Annotated in this window: 18 protein-coding genes and 1 other RNA gene; 18 read left to right on the top strand and 1 reads right to left on the bottom strand. The window is 45.5% G+C overall.

From position 1 onward, the window contains the following. Positions 1-3 precede the first annotated feature (3 nt). The 15 genes from cls (at position 4) to ACYQ2E_RS00120 (ending at position 13,164) form a co-directional block, all read left to right on the top strand. The gene (gene cls, locus ACYQ2E_RS00190; RefSeq protein WP_460016027.1) at positions 4-1,473 is read left to right on the top strand and encodes a cardiolipin synthase; all 1,470 of its coding nucleotides are present in this window, start codon (positions 4-6) and stop codon (positions 1,471-1,473) included. Between the two features lie 98 nt (positions 1,474-1,571). Then, positions 1,572-1,669, top strand: an RNA gene (gene ffs, locus ACYQ2E_RS00185) — signal recognition particle sRNA small type. 220 nt (positions 1,670-1,889) lie between these two features. Continuing rightward, a complete protein-coding gene (locus tag ACYQ2E_RS00180; protein ID WP_460016026.1) occupies positions 1,890-3,173 on the top strand; it encodes an RsmF rRNA methyltransferase first C-terminal domain-containing protein in 1,284 nt (427 codons plus the stop codon). Next, positions 3,166-4,146 carry a GNAT family N-acetyltransferase gene (locus ACYQ2E_RS00175; protein WP_460016025.1) on the top strand — a complete coding sequence of 327 codons (981 nt, stop codon included), beginning with the start codon at positions 3,166-3,168 and terminating at the stop codon, positions 4,144-4,146. Before ACYQ2E_RS00180 ends, ACYQ2E_RS00175 begins: the two co-directional genes overlap by 8 nt. Further along, on the top strand, positions 4,146-5,033 hold the full coding sequence (rapZ, locus tag ACYQ2E_RS00170) for an RNase adapter RapZ (protein ID WP_460016024.1): 888 nt from the start codon (positions 4,146-4,148) through the stop codon (positions 5,031-5,033). The genes ACYQ2E_RS00175 and rapZ overlap by 1 nt, the downstream gene beginning before the upstream one ends. 41 nt (positions 5,034-5,074) lie before the next feature. Further along, complete coding sequence (locus ACYQ2E_RS00165; RefSeq protein WP_460016023.1) at positions 5,075-6,073, top strand: gluconeogenesis factor YvcK family protein; 999 nt, start codon at positions 5,075-5,077, stop codon at positions 6,071-6,073. Next, the gene (whiA, locus tag ACYQ2E_RS00160) at positions 6,070-6,984 is read left to right on the top strand and encodes a DNA-binding protein WhiA (RefSeq protein ID WP_460016022.1); all 915 of its coding nucleotides are present in this window, start codon (positions 6,070-6,072) and stop codon (positions 6,982-6,984) included. The genes ACYQ2E_RS00165 and whiA overlap by 4 nt, the downstream gene beginning before the upstream one ends. Positions 6,985-7,344: 360 nt before the next feature. Continuing rightward, the gene (gene rplU, locus ACYQ2E_RS00155) at positions 7,345-7,662 is read left to right on the top strand and encodes a 50S ribosomal protein L21 (RefSeq protein WP_460016021.1); all 318 of its coding nucleotides are present in this window, start codon (positions 7,345-7,347) and stop codon (positions 7,660-7,662) included. Between the two features lie 13 nt (positions 7,663-7,675). Continuing rightward, positions 7,676-8,011, top strand: a complete 336-nt coding sequence (locus tag ACYQ2E_RS00150) for a ribosomal-processing cysteine protease Prp (RefSeq protein ID WP_460016020.1) — start codon at positions 7,676-7,678, stop codon at positions 8,009-8,011. Positions 8,012-8,051: 40 nt separating this feature from the next. After that, the gene (gene rpmA / locus ACYQ2E_RS00145) at positions 8,052-8,336 is read left to right on the top strand and encodes a 50S ribosomal protein L27 (protein WP_460016019.1); all 285 of its coding nucleotides are present in this window, start codon (positions 8,052-8,054) and stop codon (positions 8,334-8,336) included. A gap of 164 nt (positions 8,337-8,500) precedes the next feature. Beyond that, positions 8,501-9,841 carry a 23S rRNA (uracil(1939)-C(5))-methyltransferase RlmD gene (gene rlmD, locus ACYQ2E_RS00140; protein WP_460016018.1) on the top strand — a complete coding sequence of 447 codons (1,341 nt, stop codon included), beginning with the start codon at positions 8,501-8,503 and terminating at the stop codon, positions 9,839-9,841. A 123-nt stretch (positions 9,842-9,964) separates the two neighbouring features. After that, on the top strand, positions 9,965-10,558 hold the full coding sequence (locus ACYQ2E_RS00135) for a type IV toxin-antitoxin system AbiEi family antitoxin domain-containing protein (RefSeq protein WP_460016017.1): 594 nt from the start codon (positions 9,965-9,967) through the stop codon (positions 10,556-10,558). Beyond that, positions 10,555-11,397: a nucleotidyl transferase AbiEii/AbiGii toxin family protein gene (locus ACYQ2E_RS00130; RefSeq protein WP_460016016.1), complete on the top strand. Its 843-nt coding sequence runs from the start codon at positions 10,555-10,557 to the stop codon at positions 11,395-11,397. The genes ACYQ2E_RS00135 and ACYQ2E_RS00130 overlap by 4 nt, the downstream gene beginning before the upstream one ends. A 128-nt stretch (positions 11,398-11,525) precedes the next feature. Next, positions 11,526-12,521, top strand: coding sequence for a Fic family protein (locus ACYQ2E_RS00125; RefSeq protein ID WP_460016015.1), 996 nt, complete (start codon positions 11,526-11,528; stop codon positions 12,519-12,521). Between the two features lie 19 nt (positions 12,522-12,540). Beyond that, positions 12,541-13,164 carry a class I SAM-dependent methyltransferase gene (locus ACYQ2E_RS00120; protein WP_460016014.1) on the top strand — a complete coding sequence of 208 codons (624 nt, stop codon included), beginning with the start codon at positions 12,541-12,543 and terminating at the stop codon, positions 13,162-13,164. Positions 13,165-13,224: 60 nt separating this feature from the next. Here ACYQ2E_RS00120 and ACYQ2E_RS00115 read toward each other — a convergent pair whose 3' ends face one another. Further along, positions 13,225-14,100 (bottom strand): helix-turn-helix domain-containing protein, encoded by an 876-nt coding sequence (locus tag ACYQ2E_RS00115; protein ID WP_460016013.1) that lies wholly within the window; start codon positions 14,098-14,100, stop codon positions 13,225-13,227. A 129-nt stretch (positions 14,101-14,229) separates the two neighbouring features. Here ACYQ2E_RS00115 and ACYQ2E_RS00110 point away from each other — a divergent pair, with 129 nt between their 5' ends. The 3 genes from ACYQ2E_RS00110 (at position 14,230) to ACYQ2E_RS00100 (ending at position 18,596) form a co-directional block, all read left to right on the top strand. Next, complete coding sequence (locus ACYQ2E_RS00110; protein WP_460016012.1) at positions 14,230-15,837, top strand: glycoside hydrolase family 43 protein; 1,608 nt, start codon at positions 14,230-14,232, stop codon at positions 15,835-15,837. Between the two features lie 27 nt (positions 15,838-15,864). After that, complete coding sequence (locus ACYQ2E_RS00105; RefSeq protein WP_460016011.1) at positions 15,865-17,322, top strand: PTS mannitol transporter subunit IICB; 1,458 nt, start codon at positions 15,865-15,867, stop codon at positions 17,320-17,322. Positions 17,323-17,408: 86 nt separating this feature from the next. Next, positions 17,409-18,596, top strand: coding sequence for an AI-2E family transporter (locus tag ACYQ2E_RS00100; protein ID WP_460016010.1), 1,188 nt, complete (start codon positions 17,409-17,411; stop codon positions 18,594-18,596). Positions 18,597-18,642 lie beyond the last annotated feature (46 nt).

The raw sequence follows: 18,642 nt of genomic DNA, 5'->3' as shown, positions 1-18,642 counted from the left end.
TTTATGCAACTTGATTTCTCTGCACCTCTCGGGGTGATAATTTATGAATTAACGATTATTGTGATTAACATTATTTTGTCGTGTATCATTATTTTTCGTGAGCGGAAAAGTACGACTTCGACTTGGGCCTGGCTTCTGGTGGTCAATGTTTTTCCGATTTTAGGGTTTATTCTATATTTGCTGGTGGGACGCGGAATTTCTTACCGGAAAATCTTCAACTTGCGTGACGAGATTCGTCCGAATTATGAGCAGGATTTGGCTGTTACGGAAGAATTGCTGGATGAGCCGCGGCTTTTGGCGCGTATTACAGATAATGCCGGCATTGCGCAGCTGATTCATTTCCTGTTCAAGGATGAAGAGTCAGTGATTTCGATTAATACAGGGGTCAAGCTGTTTGTGGATGGCCGGAAAAAGTTCGATAGTCTGCTGAAAGACATTCGGGCGGCTGAACATCATATTCACATGGAATATTACATTTTTCACTTTGACAATCTGGGCCGGGAAATTTATGCTGAGCTGGTGGCGGCTGCAAAACGCGGGGTTGAAGTCCGTGTTATGATTGATGCCTGGGGCTCGCACGGGACAAGGAAAAGTGATTTTAAGGAGCTGGTTAATGCGGGCGGACATTTTACTTATTTCTTCCCCTCACTGATTCCGCAGATTAATCCGCGTTTCAATTATCGTCTGCATCGCAAGATTGTTGTGATTGACGGGGTGATTGCTTACACCGGCGGTTTTAATGTCGGCGACGAATATGTCACTGTGACTAAGAGATTCGGCTACTGGCGGGATACGCATCTGCGCTTGACGGGAGATATTGTTTATAGTCTGCAGGATCGTTTTGTGATGGACTGGAACAGTCAGCATCACGATGAAATCAAGGAACTGGTTCAGGACTATTATCCGCCGGCAGTTTCTGACGGCAGACTGGTTTCGCAGCTTGTGACTTCGGGGCCTGATGAGCGTAAACAACAGATAAAATATAGTTATATCAAGATGATTAATTCTGCCCGGAAAGAAATAATTATTCAAACGCCGTATTATATACCGGACGATCCGATTCATGATGCGCTAAAACTGGCGCTGGCCTCCGGTGTGTCGGTGAAAATGCTGATTCCGAATAAGCCGGACCATCCTTTTGTTTACTGGGCGACTTATTTTTATGCGGCCAGTCTGATTAATTTTGGTGCAGAAGTTTATACATACGAGAATGGTTTCATTCATGCGAAGACCATGATTATTGACGGCGCGCAAGCCTCTGTGGGCTCGGCCAATTTTGACAACCGCAGTTTCCAGCTGGACTTTGAGGCCAATGTGCTGATTTATGACCGAGATTTTGCGGACACACTTCGAATTGACTTTATGGAAGATTTGAAAGTTTCCAAGCTGCTTACGGCAGAGCGTTATAATGAGCGCAGTTACTTTATTCGCTTTAAAGAAGGTATTGCCCGTTTAATCAGTCCGCTTTTGTAGAAATCTGCAAGCGAGTAAGTGAAGAAAATGGACAGAGGGCATCGAACTGTCAGAATTGATACACAGTTTTCTTGCTTGATTTTCAAAGAAATATGTTATAATAATTACGGAGCAATGTATCCCGAGTGAAGTAGGTCAGGTCCTGACGGAAGCAGCCTTAAGCCCGGTGTACATGTGCTCTTTTTTGGTATGTCATCTATTTCTGATAAAATTCACTTCGAGTGATAGAGTAAGCACTCGTCATTATATTTTTTGAGGCTCTAAATATTCATTACCCAAATCCATATCTTTCATATTTATCACTGTTGAAATTATAATGTAAAATGGGGTAAAAAAACTAGCAAGAGTAATGTTGAGGAATCATTTGAGCTTAATCGCTCCCCACTCTTTTAACTTTTCTGTTATAATTCTATTTAATGGAACTTCCTGCAGAATTTATAAAAAAATACCAGCCGATTTTAGGCGACGCGTTTGATGCATTTCTTTCAAGCTTTGATGAACCGGCAGTCTCAGCCTTTCGCCTGAACCCTCTGAAAGTCGTCTCTGTCGATATCGGCAAGTTTGAAAAAATCCCGGATTCAAAATTCGGCTATTATGGGAAAATCTCCGGTAAATCAGCAGAATTTCTGACCGGGCTGGTCTATTCACAGGAGCCGGCGGCGCAGATGGCGGGTGAATTTGCGCAGTCTGATGCGGGCATGCGTGTCCTGGACTTGTGCGCTGCACCTGGCGGGAAGTCCACGCATTTGCTGTCTTTTCTCGGTGAAACAGGTTTGCTGGTCTCAAACGAAATTTCCGGCAAACGCTCGAAAATCCTGGTTGAGAATCTAGAGCGCTGGGGCGCACGGAATTCAATAATTACAAACGAATCACCAGAAAATTTAGCCAAGGTTTTCTCGGCTTACTTTGATTTGGTTGTGGTCGATGCGCCATGTTCGGGCGAAGGCATGTTCCGTAAGGACCCGGAGGCCATGCAGTACTGGTCGCAGGAATATGTGCTGGAATGTGCTTCCCGTCAGCGGGAAATTCTGCTGGAAGCGCTCAAGATGCTTGCGCCGGGCGGGAAGCTGGTTTACAGCACTTGTACCTGGTCACCGGAAGAAGACGAAGCACAAGTAGAATGGCTGCAGACTGAATTTCCGGAGCTTATGCTCTTGCGGCAGCAGAAGTTTTGGCCGCAGGAATTCCGAGGCGAGGGACAATTCGTAGCGTTATTGCAGAATCAGCTTGAGCTTCATCGAAAAGGAAAAGCGGTGAAGTCTTCAGGCAAATCAAATTTGACAGCAGCGCAGCGCAAGCTTTGGCAGGAGTTCACCTCCAAAAATCTGAACATCGCCTTATCTGACGGGCTCCTGCAGACCTTCGGCGACCATCTCTATCTCTTGCCAGCCGGTCTGCCGGATTTATCCAAACTGAAAATCGCTCGAAACGGTCTGCATCTCGGTGTTTTCAAAAAGAACCGTTTTGAGCCGAGTTACGCGCTCGGTATGGCTTTGCGGGGCAATGAATCTGTCAATCAGGTCAATCTCGATGAAACGCAGTTTCGCGCTTACATTGCGGGAAATCCTGTAAAAGTTCCAGGAAAGCTGAAAAACGGCTGGTACCAGATTTTGACTGGCAGAAACGGCTTAGGCTTTGCAAAAGTGGTTGACAATACCGTAAAAAATTATTATCCGAAAGGATTAAGACGTTATGACTAAAAATGAAGAACTGTTGGCGCTCGTTCGTTACTGCTTTCCAACTGCACGTTCCGGACGTGAAGACGTTTTTCGTCAAGTTTTAGATTTCTCAACTGTTTATTCGGCCGAAGCTGAAGGCAAGCCTGTGTCAATGCTGCTGGGCTTGGATTACAAGGTCTTCTGGGCTGGAAAAATCGCCGCAATGACAGGCGTCGGCCTGGTCGCAAGCTATCCGGAGGCACGAGGGCAGGGGCATATCCGCCAATTAATGACGGAAATGCTGGAAAATGAGTACGAAAAAGGGACAGAACTCTCTTATTTGTCTCCTTTTTCCTATCAATTTTACGAGAAATTCGGCTACGAATATACATTTGACCATAAAATGTATGAAATCCAGATGACAGACTGGCCGCGCGGCCAATTCGGCAAGGTAGAGCGTCTGGATTTCGAGACAATTCTGCCGGAAATGAAGCGAATTTATGAAAAAGAAGCAGCTTTTGGCGATGTGGCACGCACGGAGCTGCAGTGGGTTTACCATTTTCAGACCCGCTACCAGCCGCGCTTTGCACTAACCAGCAATGGCGAAGGCTATCTCATCTATGAATATAAAGGCTCGGCTTTTGAAATTTTGGAACTCGTCGCACTCACTGAGACGGCCAAACAGCAGCTTTACAGCTTTGTCGCGGCTCACAGCAGCGGTTTTGAAAAAGTCATCTGGCGTGCGCCCGAAAATATCCGTCTTGAGGAAGAAATGCCCGAGCCGAGACGCGCTAAAATTCAACTGCAGCCGGACATGATGGCCCGAATTGTCAATTTGAAGAAATTCTTTGAGCTCAATGGCCAGCCGGACTTTGCAGTAGAAATTTCAGACCCGATTCTGCCGCAGAACAATGGCCTCTACGGCCCAGGCGGGAAGCCAGTGAAATTGACAATCGGCCAGTTCACCGCCAAAATTCTACGCGAGAAAAAAGCCGTTTTAAGAGAGGATTTCTGATGACTGAAAAACTAGACTTAGTGATAATAACAGGCATGTCAGGTGCCGGTAAAACCGTGGCTATCCAGTCCTTTGAGGACATGGGCTATTTCACGGTTGACAATATGCCGCCGAATCTGATAGAGAAATTCGTGGAACTGCTGACAGACGGCTCGTCGACAATTGACAAACTGGCCTTAGTTGTCGATATGCGCAGCCGGGCTTTCTTTGAACACGTCCAGGCAATCGTGGCAGACCTGTCCGATGATCCGCGCGTGAATTTTAAACTCCTGTTCCTGAATGCCAGCGATGAAGAATTAGTTGCGCGTTATAAGGAAACACGGCGCAGCCACCCTCTGGCCGCGAATGGGCGCACCATGGACGGCATTGTGCGGGAAAGAAGCATTTTATCCCCGCTCCAGTCATTTGCGGCCAGCATCATTGATACCACAAACCTCACGCCCCGCCAGCTCCGCGCTGAAATTCTGCAGGAATTCTCCAAGCATGAGTCATCCATTTTCCGCCTGGAAATCATGTCCTTCGGCTTTAAATACGGAGTTCCGCTGGATGCCGACCTGGTCCTTGATGTCCGTTTTCTGCCGAATCCCTACTATGTGCCGGAGCTGCGCAATCACACCGGCCAAGACCCGGAAGTTTACGACTATGTCATGAACAATGAGACTGCCGAATCATTTTACACGCATTTGATGGCACTTTTAACACCGATTCTGCCGGATTATGAAAGAGAAGGCAAGTCTGTCCTGACAATCGCTTTCGGCTGTACAGGCGGACAGCACCGCTCTGTGGCCTTTGCTGAGCGCTTGTCAAAGGCGCTGGCGGCGGACTGGCGCGTGAACACTTCACACCGCGACAAGGACAAGCGAAAAGAAACAGTCAATCGCTCCTAAATCAGAAGTAAAAATTTTTCAGTAGTGAAAAGAGGTAATAGATGCGTAAGGCAAAAATTGTTGTAATCGGCGGAGGAACAGGGATTCCGGTTATTCTTGACTCGCTTCGAAAAGAAGAGGTCGAGCTGACAGCCATTGTCACAGTAGCTGATGACGGCGGCTCCAGCGGTAAATTGCGCTCTGCCATTGATGTGGCGCCGCCCGGAGATTTGCGTAATGTCCTGATTGCCATGTCAGATATGCCGAAGTTTTATGAAAGAATGTTTCAGTACCGCTTTTCAGATTCAGACGGTTCAATGGCGGGTCATCCTTTGGGCAACCTGATTATTGCCGGCGTGTCGGAGATGTGCGGCTCGACCTACAATGCGGTTCAGATGCTCACGCAGTTTTTCCATATTGAAGGAAAAATTTATCCGGCCAGCGAAAAGGCGCTGACGCTGCATGCTGTCTTTCAGGACGGGCATGAAGTTGTGGGGGAGTCACACATTGCAGCCTATAAAGGACTGATTGACCATGTCTATGTGGATGAAACGTCCACAGGAAAGCCGGCAGTCGCTTCTCGGAAGGTCGTGCAGTCTATTTTAGACGCGGATACCATTGTATTAGGCCCAGGCTCGCTTTTCACGAGCATTCTGCCGAATCTGGTGATTCCGGAAATCGGCAAAGCGCTATGTGAGACCAAAGCGCAGGTGATTTATGTCTGTAACATTATGACGCAGCGCGGCGAGACTGAGCATTTCACTGACGCGGACCATGTCCATGTTTTACAGCAGCATTTAGGCACGAATTTCATTGACACTGTTCTGGTCAATTCAGAGCCGGTGCCGAAAGAATACATGAACAGCAACAAATTTGACGAATACCTGGTTCAAGTCAAGCACGATTTCCCAGGACTCGAGCGTGAAGGCGTCAGAATCATTTCTAACAATTTCCTGAAACTCCGCAACGGAGGGGCTTTCCATGATGGAGAAGCGGTTACCGAAGAAATCATGAAGATTAACGAGTATCGAAATGTGACCGTTGAGCATTCAAATTCATGACTTTCAGCACAGATATAAAAAAAGAAATCACAGCAATGCCTGCAACCACCGGCACACTCATGGCGCTGGTGCGCATGAACGGAAGCCTGGGACTGGGCGACGGCGCTCTGAGCTTGTCAATTTCAACTGAGAAGTCGGCGATTGCGCAGTACATTTACAAGGCTTTTCTGGAACTCTTTGAAGTCAAGGCAGAACTGCAGGTTCACCAGAAGTCGAATCTCTCAAAAAATCGAGTTTACACGGTTTTTATAGAAAAGGATGCAGCGGCTCTTCTGGGCGAGCTATCATTGGCTGACAGTCTGATGCTGGACAATGGGCTTCCAGAAGCGGTTAAGTCTGATAAACTCTTGCAGTCGGATTATCTGCGCGGGGTTTTCCTGTCCTCTGGTACCGTGACCAATTCTGACAAATCGAGCTACCAGCTCACGCTGCGCAGTACTTACTGGGAACATGCTCAGGATTTGGCCGATTTGCTGGCAGCATACGGCCTCAAGGCTAAGGTTTATGAACAGCGAAGCCATTGGCTAACCTACCTGACAAAGGCTGAAGAAATTGCTGATTTTCTGGCGCTAATCGGGACGATGCACTCGCGGCTGGTTTTTGAAGACAATAAAATTGTCCATGAGTTGCGCGGGCTGGCTAATCGTCAGTCGAATTTTCAGTCGGCCAATATCAGCAAGACGGTCAGTGCTTCGCAGGAGGTCATCAAGGCGCTGCAGACGCTTGCCGCCGCCAATGAGCTGCCGCCGAACATGATGAGTCTGGCGCAGCTTAGAATTGACCATCCGGAGGCGAGTCTGGACGAGCTGGGAAAGCTTCATGAGCCGCCGCTGAGTAAGTCTGCGGTTAATCACCGTTTCAGGAAAATTCTGGAGCTGGCGCGGGAGATTGGAACGGAAAATAATTCTTAATGCAGTTTTTTTACCTCCTTATATATTAATACGGAAAAAATCGTGAAATGTTTCAACACAAAAATAGCGCAGCTGTTCAAAAACTCGTCTGTGCAAATATTTGCAATTTCTGCAGAAAAGTGTATAATATAAACGTTGTCTTTGTGTTCGCACGAAGTACAACCACATGAAGCAGGTAACGACTTGTTCTTAAGCCCGCTTTGCTTTTGAAAGCCAACCTAGCTTTGCATTCTTTTACCGGTGTTTACGCCAGGTGCCAAAGCGTTTTGGGTGAAAAAGCAGGGCTTCAGAGCAGATTCGATAAGCGGAGTTCCCGCCTGCCGCAGTGAGTCTGACTATAACACGAAAGGAGAAAACACAATGGCAGATACTTATGCAATTATTAAGACTGGCGGAAAGCAGGTCAAAGTCGCAGTCGGCGAGCCTGTCTACGTTGAGAAGCTTGACGCAGCTGCAGGTGACACAGTCACTTTCGAGGAAGTTATCCTCGTCGGCGGTGCCAAAGCTGTAATCGGTGCACCTTTTGTCAAGGGCGCTTCAGTCGTTGGCGAAGTTGAAAAGCAGGGCAAGCAGAAAAAGGTTGTGACTTACCAGTACAAACCTAAGAAGCACAGCCACCGCAAGCAGGGTCATCGTCAGCCTTACACTAAGGTGATGATCAAGGCTATCAACGCATAATCATTATTCATATATGATTAAGGCAGTCATTAAAGAAAAGAATGGGGGAATCTGGTCCTACGAGATTTCCGGCCATGCTGAATCCGGCGAATACGGTCACGATGTGGTCTGTGCAGCCGTTTCAGTGCTTGGCATTACAACTGCAAATAACCTTTACAAAATGGCAAAAATTCGGCCGCTGGCTGAAATGGAGCCGGGTCATTTGAAAGTTGAAATTCCCATTACACTTTCTAAGAAACAGTTGGAGAATTCCCAATTTCTGCTCAAGGCATTTGAAAATGCTCTGGAAGAAGTTGTTGCGGAATACTCACAGTACATTGAACTTACACATGAAAGAAGCAATGGCTGAGCAGGTCAAACCGCGCAGTCAAAGCTAGAAGGAGGCAAATATGCTTAAACTTGATTTGCAGCTCTTCGCCCACAAAAAAGGTGGAGGTTCCACTTCCAACGGTCGTGATTCACAAGCTAAGCGTCTTGGCGCAAAAGCTTCTGACGGACAAGTTGTGACAGGCGGATCTATCCTCTTCCGTCAGCGCGGCACCCATATCCATCCAGGTGCAAACGTTGGCCGCGGCGGCGATGACACACTTTTCGCGAAAATCGAAGGTGCAGTTAAATTTGAAATGAAGCACGGTAAAAAGCACGTATCTGTATACCCAGTTGCTGCTAAATAATAAGATGTGAAACACGCCCGTTTTGAAGCGTAAGAATTTAGGAAAATTAGGTTCTGCCGTCAGGCAGGTTCTAATTTTATCTAATTCTCTAGCTTCTGGCGTGTTGAACTCAATTAAGCCATTCAAAGTCCCAGTTTCGGGACTTTTTTTGTTATACTTAAAACATGCAAAAAAATGACATATTTGAGGCAGAAGTCATCGACTTGACCTATGAAGGACTGGGCGTCGTCAAAGTAGACGGTTTTCCTTTTTTTGTGGAAAATGCTTTGCCAGGCGAGGAGCTTGAGCTCAGAGCAACAAAACTCGGCAAATCGTTCGGCTTTGCTCGGATTGAAAAGTTTCTGGCTCAATCAGCAGACCGCGTGGCATCCGCCAACCTGGACTATTTAAGAACCGGTATCGCTGACCTGGCGCACTTGACCTACGCTGAACAGCTGAAATTCAAGCAGAAGCAGCTGGAAATAGTTCTGTACAAATCAGGTATAATTGTGCAATCTCAGGAGATTCTGGCAGCCGACAAAACGACAGGCTACCGCAACAAGGCACAAGTCCCTGTCCGTACAATAAATGGAGAGTTGGAGACGGGCTTTTTCCGCAAGCACTCACATCAGCTCATTCCGATTGAGGATTTTTATATACAGAATCCGGAAATTGACGCGCTTGTTCTTGCGCTGCGCAATCTCCTGCGCAGTGCGAATCTGACGGCCTACGACGAGAGGACCAATCAGGGGCTGGTCAGAAATATTGTCGTTAGGCGGGCGCATACGACGGGGGAAATCATGCTTGTGCTGGTCTTGTCCAAATCGGTCAAGCTGGATTTCTCTGCGCTGATTTCAGACTTCCCGAATATCAAATCAATCCAATATTCTATCAAGAAAGACGCAGGAAATGCAATCTTCGGTCAGAAATTTGAACTGGTTTTTGGACAAAAATACATAACTGACGAATTACTCGGGAAGAAATTCCAGATTTCGGCGCAAAGTTTTTACCAGGTGAATTCGGAGCAGGCGGAGCGGCTTTACCGGCTGGCTTATGACTTTGCTGATTTGAAGCCGACGGACACGATTATTGACGCATACTCCGGTATCGGGACGGTTGGGCTTTGTGTGGCTGACCGTGTGGCGCAGGTTTACGGCATGGAGGTGATTCCGGAGGCGGTCAGGAATGCTGAGGCAAATGCGGCTTTGAACGATTTTGCGAATGCTCATTACGAGGTTGGGTCCGCCGAGAAAGTTATGCCGAAATGGCTGGCCGAGGGTGTCAAGCCTGATGTTATCTTTGTTGATCCGCCGCGCAAAGGGCTGGACGAGAGTTTTATCAAGACTGCCGCTCAGATGTCTGCGCGGGCTATTGTCTATATTTCTTGTAATCCGGCGACTTTCGCCCGCGATGTTGTCCGCTTTGATGAGGCGGGCTACCGCCTGGAAACTGTGCGGGCTGTTGATATGTTTCCGCAGACGCATCATGTGGAGTGTGTGGGGCTGCTGACGCGTAGAAAACCTTGAATTTAAGCGCTTTACGAAGCATATTGTTCTGCGTGGCAGGGTCTTTTCTTTGTTCTCGTTTACTTTTAAGCCCTTTTATTGTATAATAAGGGGCGTAAAAGTAAATAAAAGGCGGTGAACTCAGTGGTAAAATATGATTTAGTTTTGGAGATGGCAAGAGAAAATAATGGGACTGTCACAACATCAATGGTTGGGGAAGCCGGAATTGCCCGCCAGTATTTAAAGAAATTAGTAGAAAGAAACCTGCTAGAGCATGTTTCCAGGGGAGTCTATGTATTGCCGGAAATCTGGGAAGATGAATTTGTTAATTTTCAATCTCGATTTAAGAAGGGAATTTATTCAAGAGAAACTGCGTTGTTCCTTCATGATTTGACTGATAGAACACCATTGCAATACGCCATGACATTCCCTGAAAGTTATAATTTATCTGGTGCAAAGAAAGAAGGAATAATAGCTAATAGGGCGAAAGAGGGAATTTATAATCTAGGAATTACAAACGTAGAATCTCCGGCTGGTAATGAGGTGAAAGTCTACAGTCCTGAAAAAACACTTTGCGACATTTTACGTCCCCGTAGTGGTGTTGAGGTTGGGGTTATTGCAGAAGCCTTTAAACGATATGCCGTGAGAAAAAACAGGGATATTCCGCTCTTATCCGAGTATTCTAAGATTTTAAAGGTTGAGGAAAAAGTCAGATTATATTTGGAGGTACTGCTATGAAAAATGTGATGCAATTGAAAGCAAAAATGAAAAACATTTCAAAAGAAATACGAATTTCAGCTCAGTTAGTTTTACAAAACTACATGTTAGAACGCTTATTGGAGCGTATTTCACTATCGGACTATCGTGATAACTTTATCTTAAAGGGTGGATTTCTGATTGCTTCAATGGTTGGATTGGATACGCGTGCAACCATGGATATGGATGTAACGATTACGGGAGAACCTGTTAACACAGAAAATATCAGGACAATTTTTGAAAAGCTAGTACAAATACAGTTGGGAGATGATATTTCCTTTAGCTTTAAGAGCATAAGCGAAATTCGTGAGGGTGATGATTACGATGGTTATCGTGTACATTTAATTGGTTATTTCCCTCCGATGGCTGTTCCGCTGAAATTGGATATTACGACAGGCGATAAGATAACGCCTAAAGAAATCAAGTATGAATACAAAACGATGTTAGATGATACCAAAATTATACCTGTGCTTGCGTATAATTTAGAAACAATTTTAGCTGAAAAGCTTGAGGCAATCATATCTCGCGGGGACCAAACAACTCGTCCTCGTGATTACTATGATGTGTATATTCTATGTAAGTTACAAGGTTCGAATATCAACCCCCAACATCTTTCAGAAGCGTTGACAGCAACTGCAAACAAAAGGGGAGTTTCAGAAAACATGAAGGGTTACCGTCGGATTATAGAAACTGTGCGTGTAAGCGAGTCTATGAATAATGAATGGGAAAAATATCAAGATAGCTTTGATTATGCTAAAGGAATAACTCTTGAAGACACTTGTGATGCCGTTATTGAGCTCATGGAAAAATTGAAATTATAAATTTGGTTGTTCCCGCTATCAATCAGTTTATCGCTCAGTTTATCGCTCATTTTATCAATCATTTTATCGCTCAAAATGGTATAATGGTAAGAGATGAAATATTGGAGAAAGGAGCTGGATAAAGTAAGATGAAACCGCCATTTTCAATCACAAACAAGATGTTAAATCTCATTGTAGAAATCACGCAAAGGATAACGCAGTTAGAGCTTGAGCAGGAACGGAATTTACATTTGCGAAAAGAAAACCGGCTGCGCTCAATCCAGTCTTCTTTGGCAATAGAGCAAAACTCCTTGTCACTTGAGCAAGTCACAGATATCATCAACGGGAAGCAGGTTTTGGGTGCGCCCAAAGAAATCCGGGAAGTGCAGAATGCTTATGAAGCTTATGAGCGAGTTTTTCGAATGAATCCCTATTCACTCGAAGATTTTTTAGAGGCTCACAAGCTTTTAACTGATGACCTGGTCAAAGAAAGCGGCTGTTTCCGCTCGGGCGATGTCGGCGTATATGACGGCGCGGGAAATGTTGTTCACATCGGCGCCAGACCTCAGTTTGTCCATCAGTTGATGCGCGAGCTGTTTGAAAGGGCGGAACAGGATGACACGCCAGATTTGATTAAATCCTGCGTTGTTCATTTTGAAATCGAGATGATTCATCCTTTTCCGGACGGAAACGGCAGGATGGGGCGGCTTTGGCAGAATCTAATCTTGTCAAAGTGGCAGCAAGTGTTCGAGTGGATTCCCATTGAGACGATTATCTATGAAAATCAGCCGAAGTATTATGAGATGCTCGCGATTGGCGACAAAGTCAATGATTCAACTGAATTTATCGAATTCATGCTTGTGGTGATATGCGATACTGTTTCACAATTTAAGAACTCAAAAGTGATTGATAAACTGAGCGATAAAGTGAGCGATAAAATGGACGATAAAGAAATCGCGTTCTTCAATATCATTTATCCATACTTGTCGGAAAATCACGAAATCGGCAGCAGGAAAGCGGCAGAATTGAGCGGAAAGCCGAGTGCTACAGTGCGCCGATACTTGGTTAAGCTCGTGGAACTAGGTATATTGCGCTCCGCGGGTGAAAATAAAAATCGAACTTATTATCTGTCTGAAGAAAAATAGTATAAAGAGGTGACTGAAATTGTCAAAAAATAATCCGCACGAGCACAATCACGAGCTGGAATCCAGCCAATACTACGACCAAATCGCCGGCAACTTCGACCACAGCTGGGACGGTTTTTTATCGAGCTTTTTCAAGCGTTTCATCGTCAAGCATCTGGAAATCCCGAAGGAAGCGCAGCTCTTGGACGTCGGCTGTGCCAATGGCAAGCTGCTGTCAATGCTGGAAAAGAAGCAGCAGTTTCACGGTACGGGAATTGATATTTCTGAGAAGATGGTCATCGTGGCGCGTGCGCTGCATCCAGAATTCAAGTTTGTCGCGGGCTCAGCACAGGACTTACCTTTTGCGGACAACAGTTTTGACATCGCTGTCTGCTCGGCCAGTTTTCACCATTTCCCGGACCCGGCCGGATTTTTGGCAGAAGCTTCGCGCATTATTAAGCCTGACGGAAAACTTGTGATTGCGGAAATCAGGATTCCAGTTGTGACGCGGATTTACAACCGCCTGGTCACGCAGAATTCTCACGAGGGCGATGTGAAAATGTATCGGCCGAAGGAACTGAGCCAGATTTTCACGGAAAATGGCTGGACAATCAGCAGACGTAAGATTTCTAGACAAATTCAATATTATGAGCTGAAAAAATGAGTAACAAAACACGCGTAACATTTTGAGACAACGCGTGTTTTTTCTGCGCTTAGTCGCTTATCAGAGAATATTTTTCCGGTACTGGCTGGGAGAAAATCCTGACCATTTTTGAAATTGGCGGCTAAAATGGGCTGGATTTGAATAGCCTAATTTCTCTGAGATATTTTCGATTGTGATTTCAGGATTTGTCAGCAGACGCTTGGCTTCCATAAATTTTAAATATCCTAAATATTTTTTGGGCGACATTCCGTAAATTTTCTTGAAAATTTCAAGGCCGTGACTGGCGGAAATGTTGGCCTCGGCGTAGATTAACCGAATGGCTGGCTCAGTTTTTCCGACTGTTTTCTCTTCAAAAAACTGCTGGAAATTATGCTGGATGATTTCAGCAATGTTTCTTGCCAGGCTGAGACTTTGGATATCAGAATTATTTTTGAGGTCATTTTCAGATATTCTTATCAGCTCAAAAATCAGTTTGAGCAAAATTTGAACGGTGAGTATTCGGTCAGATAAGGAAAAAACGTCCGTTTTCTGGTAGAGGCAAATCCATTCCTGAATAATCGGCCTTAATATCTGATTTTCTTCTGCTTCATTAGGGAAAATCAGCGGAATATTTTTGATTAAAGTATAACGCAAAGCCGGTTCGTCAATGTCAAAATGTGCTGTAAAGTAAGTCATGCCGGCTTGTGAAATGCAGAGGTTGAGATGGCGCATTCCGGGCGGAATGACTAAAATGTCTCCTGCGTTTAAAAAGTAATGTTTCTGATTGATAATGGTTTCCTGGGTGCCGGACAAAATCAGCAGAATTTCAAAGGCAGGGTGGGCGTCTGGATAGGTAGACCAGCCCTGTGAGACTGTCTGCATGTGGGCTGAAAAGAATTTGATGCTGGTGTCCAGATTGGGCAAAAAGGTCAGGTTCTGATAAAGTTTGTTGGTCATTTGCGTTAATATTTGCTCCGTGTTTTTGGGTAAGTATTTCGTGGAAAAGAGTATTTGAATCCGGGTTAATTTACAGTATACTGTATTTGTTAACAAAAAGGAAGCGCTTCTGTAAGATTTTCGGAGGAAATGATTGTGATAAAAAATCCGATTTTAAAAGGATTTAACCCTGACCCATCAATTTGCAAGAAAGATGGTACCTACTATATTGCCACTTCGACCTTTGAATGGTTTCCTGGTGTTCAAATTTTTGAATCGAAGGATTTAAAAAACTGGAAATTAGCTGTTCGACCGTTGAATAGGGTAAGTCAGCTGGATTTAAAAGGTGTGCCGGACAGCGGAGGTGTCTGGGCGCCTCATCTTAGCTATGAGGACGGCCGTTTCTGGCTGATTTATTCGATTGTCAGAGAGCATCGGGCTTTTAAAGATGTGCGGAATTATATGGTGAGCGCTCCCGATATTTGCGGTCCCTGGAGTGAACCGGTATTTCTAAATGCGCGCGGATTTGACCCGAGCCTGTTTCATCATCCAAGCGGGAAGAAATATATTCTCAATATGGTTTATGATTTTCGCGGCAATCGTCCCTGGAATTACGGCATTGAGATACAGGAATTTGACCTGAAGCTGGGAAAACTTGTCGGACAATCCGAGCTGATTTTTAAGGGGACAAACCTGCAGAAAACGGAGGGGCCGAATCTCTATTTTATCAATAATTACTACTATCTTGTGACAGCAGAAGGCGGTTCTCAGTGGGGGCACTCGGTCACAGTAGCCCGCTCGAAGCAGCTTTACGGCCCTTACGAAGTTCATCCGGAGAATCCGATTTTAACCGCCTGGTATTCACCAGAAAATGAACTGCAGAAAACAGGACATGCGTCGCTTGTGAAAACGGATAACGAGAAGTGGTACATGACTTTCTTGACAAGCCGTCCGATTAAAAGAAAAGGCAAGGGGCTCTTTGAAGAGAGAGGCTTTGCGACCCTTGGACGCGAATCCGCCATTGCGCAGCTCGAGTGGAAAAATGGCTGGCCCTATGTCGTCGGCGGGCGGACAGCACAAAGTAAAATTAAAGATTCAGGATTAGCAGAGCATATTTGGGAGAAAAATCCTGAAAAAGTCGACTTCTCATCTGGAATCAGCTCGGATTTTCAAACGCTCCGCGTGCCTTTCGACTCAAAAATGGGTGAAATAACGGCTCAAGGTTTGAAACTTTACGGCCAGGAGTCCTTGTATTCGGTCTTTGAGCAGTCTTTGCTGGCGCGCAGATTTGAAGCGCTCAATTTTACAGCAAGCACCGCCGTGAGCTTTGAAGCAGAAGACTTTCAGCAGTCTGCCGGCCTGACCTGCTATTATAACAGCAAAAACTGGACATCTTTTCAAGTGACGTACAATGAGGAAAAAGGCAGGATACTGACTCTGTTGGCTTGTGAGGGCTCGGCTTTAAGCGCTCCCCTATGCGGAAGCGAAATTCCGCTGGAAGAAAATAAAAAAGTTGAGTTGAGAGTCAAAGTTACAGCGGATTTCTATCAGTTCGAGTATTCATTTGACAGTGAAACATGGACAAAAGTCCCAGTGAAATTTGATACCTACAAATTATCAGACGATTACATTGCCAAACCGTTCCTGGGACCGACCGGCGCAGCATTTACCGGTGCCTTTGTCGGCGTCCACTGCAATGATTTGACGGGAAGACGCAAAGCAGCAATCTTTGAATATTTTACTTATTCAGAAGAGTAAAAACTCAAGGGGGAAAAGGAAAAAATAATGGAAAACAAAATGGAAACAAATGTGCAGAATACACAGCAACATACACGGCAGCTGCGCGTGAAAATTCAGAAATTCGGGAGCTTTCTAAGCGGCATGATTATGCCGAACATCTTGGCCTTTATCATGTGGGGTTTGCTTGCAGCGCTTTTCATTCCCACAGGCTGGCTGCCCAATGCCGACTTTGCTAAAATCGTTGCGCCAACCATAAAATACTTGCTGCCGCTCCTAATTGCTTATACAGGCGGAAAATCAGTTTACGGCGCACGCGGCGGCGCAGTGGGCGCTGCTGTTACCATGTGCCTTATCGTAGGAACAGACCTGACCATGTTTCTCGGCGCAATGGTCATGGGTCCTCTCTCAGCCTGGCTGCTGAAAAAACTGGACAGCCTCTATGAGGGCAAAGTCAAACCAGGCTTTGAGATGCTGATACAAAACTTCAGCGCCGGCATCTTTGCGGCAGTTTTAGGACTCTTAAGCTACGTTGCCATTGGCCCTATTTTTACGACCTTAATGAATGTCCTCACAAATGCCGTCAATGGCCTTGTGTCTCACCATTTACTGCCTTTAGTGAGTATTTTCATGGAACCGGCCAAAGTCCTCTTTTTGAACAATGCGATTAATTTTGGAGTTTTTGCCCCAATCGGGCTGCAGCAGTCACAGGAGTTCGGTAAATCCATGATGTTTGCGATTGATAATCCGGGCGTTGGACTGGGCATCCTGCTTTCTTACTGTTTCTTCGGAAAAGGGACAGCCAAAAGAACAGCTCCAGGCGCGATTATTATTCACTTTTTCGGCGGAATTGCGGAAATATATTTTCCCTATGTCCTGATGCAGCCGCTCTTAATTATCCCTGCTATTCTCGGCGGTATGAGCGGTGGAATCACATTGATGCTGACCAATGCGGGGCTTATCTCACCGGCTTCACCGGGCTCTATTTTCGCCTTTTTAGCAGTGACGCCCAAGGGAAGCTATTTGGGGATGATTCTTGCCATTTTTGTTGCGACAGCCGTCACTTTTGTCAGTGCGTCAGTGGTGCAGAAACTGGCAGTGGCTAAGGATGATGAAGCCTTTGAAGCAATGGAAACTGTCTCAAAGAAAATGAAGCAGAATGGGAAAATTACTCAGACAGCAGGAGCAGCAGCATCTGAGATTTTACCAAGTGCCCGTCATGGCTTGCAGCAGATAGAAAAAATCATTTTTGCCTGCGACGCCGGTATGGGCTCAAGTGCAATGGGCGCGTCCATCGTCCGCAAGAAAATAGAAGAATTAGGCCTGCCAATCAAAGTTACTAATGTCGCCATTCGCAATTTGGTCGCCGACAGCAGCAGTCTAGTGATTACTCAGGAAGAGCTGCAGGAGAGCGCAAAAAAGAAGGCGCCTCAGGCTCATTTCCGTGCTGTTGACCAGTTCTTGAACAATGCTTTGTATGACCAGATTTTGTCAGAATTACAATAAATGTTTAAAAATGTCCCAAAGTTTAAATTTGCGTTACAAAAAGATTTGACGCGAACTTCCCGCCACTGGTGTGATATAATTAGAGCATGAACGAGCAAGAAAATAACGAAAAGCATTTCAGTCTCTCCTGGTTTTTCCGTTGGTTTGTCGACAATAAGGCCATTACTTTTTTACTTGGTTTGCTTTTACTGCTGCTGAATGTTTTCTTGCTCTACAAAGTTAATTTTATCTTTAAGCCGATTCTGCAATTTTTAGGAATCATTCTCCTGCCGATTGTGCTGGCGGCCATTTTCTATTATTTGTTAAATCCGATTGTCGATTTTGCGCAGAAGCACAAGGTTCCCAGAACCGCTACAATTGCACTGCTCTTCGCACTTTTGGCGGGTCTTCTGGTGTGGGCGCTGGCCGTGGTAATTCCTGCGGTGACGGAGGCTGCAGAGAGCTTTATAAAGCATTTCCCGACCTATTTGAATGCTGCGGAGAAACAGGGGCGTGCGTTCATCAAAAACTACAATCTGTCCAATTTTAACATTGACGTGGATGCAATTGTAAAGAAAATCGGCGATTCGGCTCTGGACTTTGTCCAAGGCTTCTATGCAACGGCAGTTTCGGGTGTGGGCGGCTTCATTACAACAGCTACTGGAATTGTGATTGATATCATTATCTTCCCGTTTATCCTGTTTTATCTGCTGCGCGACGGCAGGGGGATTGCGCCTTATATCACGAAATTTCTGCCAACGTCTTGGCGTAAAGACATTTTCACGCTTTTGACCAAAATCAATACTCAGTTGTCCAGCTTTATCCGCGGTGAGGTGATTGTTGCGCTTGCGGTGATGATTATGTTCGGGATTGGTTTGAATGTTATTGGCCTGCCCTATGCGATGGTGATTGCAATTGTGGCTGGGATTTTCAATCTGATTCCTTATCTGGGCTCGTTTCTGGCCTTTATTTTGGCGATAACTGTCGGAGTCATGGTCAGTCCTTTCATGCTGCTGAAAGTCTTGGTTGTCTTTGTTATTGAGCAGACAATTGAGGGACGGTTTATTCAGCCGCTGGTTATCGGCTCGCAGATGAAGATTCATCCGATTACGATTCTGTTCATTCTGCTGACAGCCGGCTCTTTCTTCGGCGTTTGGGGAGTTTTCCTCGGCATCCCGGTTTATGCAACATGCAAAGTCGTTATCACACACATTTATACATGGTATCGCTTGCGCTCTCCTCTTTTCCCGGATGAGTTTTCAGACGAGGCTGAAAAGAAAGGTGAAACAGATTAATTTTCCAGATTATCTTTTCACGTGATTATAAGTAAAAAATATGATA

The sequence above is a fragment of the Lactovum odontotermitis genome, from assembly GCF_054658595.1.
The sequence above is the reverse complement of the archived record's forward strand: the minus strand, read 5'-3'. Positions and strand labels throughout refer to the sequence as shown.

Bases quoted from the DNA above. Each gene is read 5' to 3' on its own strand.
- cls (WP_460016027.1), top strand. From the start codon at position 4: ATGCAACTTGATTTCTCTGCACCTCTCGGGGTGATAATTTATGAATTA.
- ACYQ2E_RS00180 (WP_460016026.1), top strand. From the start codon at position 1,890: ATGGAACTTCCTGCAGAATTTATAAAAAAATACCAGCCGATTTTAGGC.
- ACYQ2E_RS00175 (WP_460016025.1), top strand. From the start codon at position 3,166: ATGACTAAAAATGAAGAACTGTTGGCGCTCGTTCGTTACTGCTTTCCA.
- rapZ (WP_460016024.1), top strand. From the start codon at position 4,146: ATGACTGAAAAACTAGACTTAGTGATAATAACAGGCATGTCAGGTGCC.
- ACYQ2E_RS00165 (WP_460016023.1), top strand. From the start codon at position 5,075: ATGCGTAAGGCAAAAATTGTTGTAATCGGCGGAGGAACAGGGATTCCG.
- whiA (WP_460016022.1), top strand. From the start codon at position 6,070: ATGACTTTCAGCACAGATATAAAAAAAGAAATCACAGCAATGCCTGCA.
- rplU (WP_460016021.1), top strand. From the start codon at position 7,345: ATGGCAGATACTTATGCAATTATTAAGACTGGCGGAAAGCAGGTCAAA.
- ACYQ2E_RS00150 (WP_460016020.1), top strand. From the start codon at position 7,676: ATGATTAAGGCAGTCATTAAAGAAAAGAATGGGGGAATCTGGTCCTAC.
- rpmA (WP_460016019.1), top strand. From the start codon at position 8,052: ATGCTTAAACTTGATTTGCAGCTCTTCGCCCACAAAAAAGGTGGAGGT.
- rlmD (WP_460016018.1), top strand. From the start codon at position 8,501: ATGCAAAAAAATGACATATTTGAGGCAGAAGTCATCGACTTGACCTAT.
- ACYQ2E_RS00130 (WP_460016016.1), top strand. From the start codon at position 10,555: ATGAAAAATGTGATGCAATTGAAAGCAAAAATGAAAAACATTTCAAAA.
- ACYQ2E_RS00125 (WP_460016015.1), top strand. From the start codon at position 11,526: ATGAAACCGCCATTTTCAATCACAAACAAGATGTTAAATCTCATTGTA.
- ACYQ2E_RS00115 (WP_460016013.1), bottom strand. From the start codon at position 14,100: ATGACCAACAAACTTTATCAGAACCTGACCTTTTTGCCCAATCTGGAC.
- ACYQ2E_RS00110 (WP_460016012.1), top strand. From the start codon at position 14,230: ATGATTGTGATAAAAAATCCGATTTTAAAAGGATTTAACCCTGACCCA.
- ACYQ2E_RS00105 (WP_460016011.1), top strand. From the start codon at position 15,865: ATGGAAAACAAAATGGAAACAAATGTGCAGAATACACAGCAACATACA.
- ACYQ2E_RS00100 (WP_460016010.1), top strand. From the start codon at position 17,409: ATGAACGAGCAAGAAAATAACGAAAAGCATTTCAGTCTCTCCTGGTTT.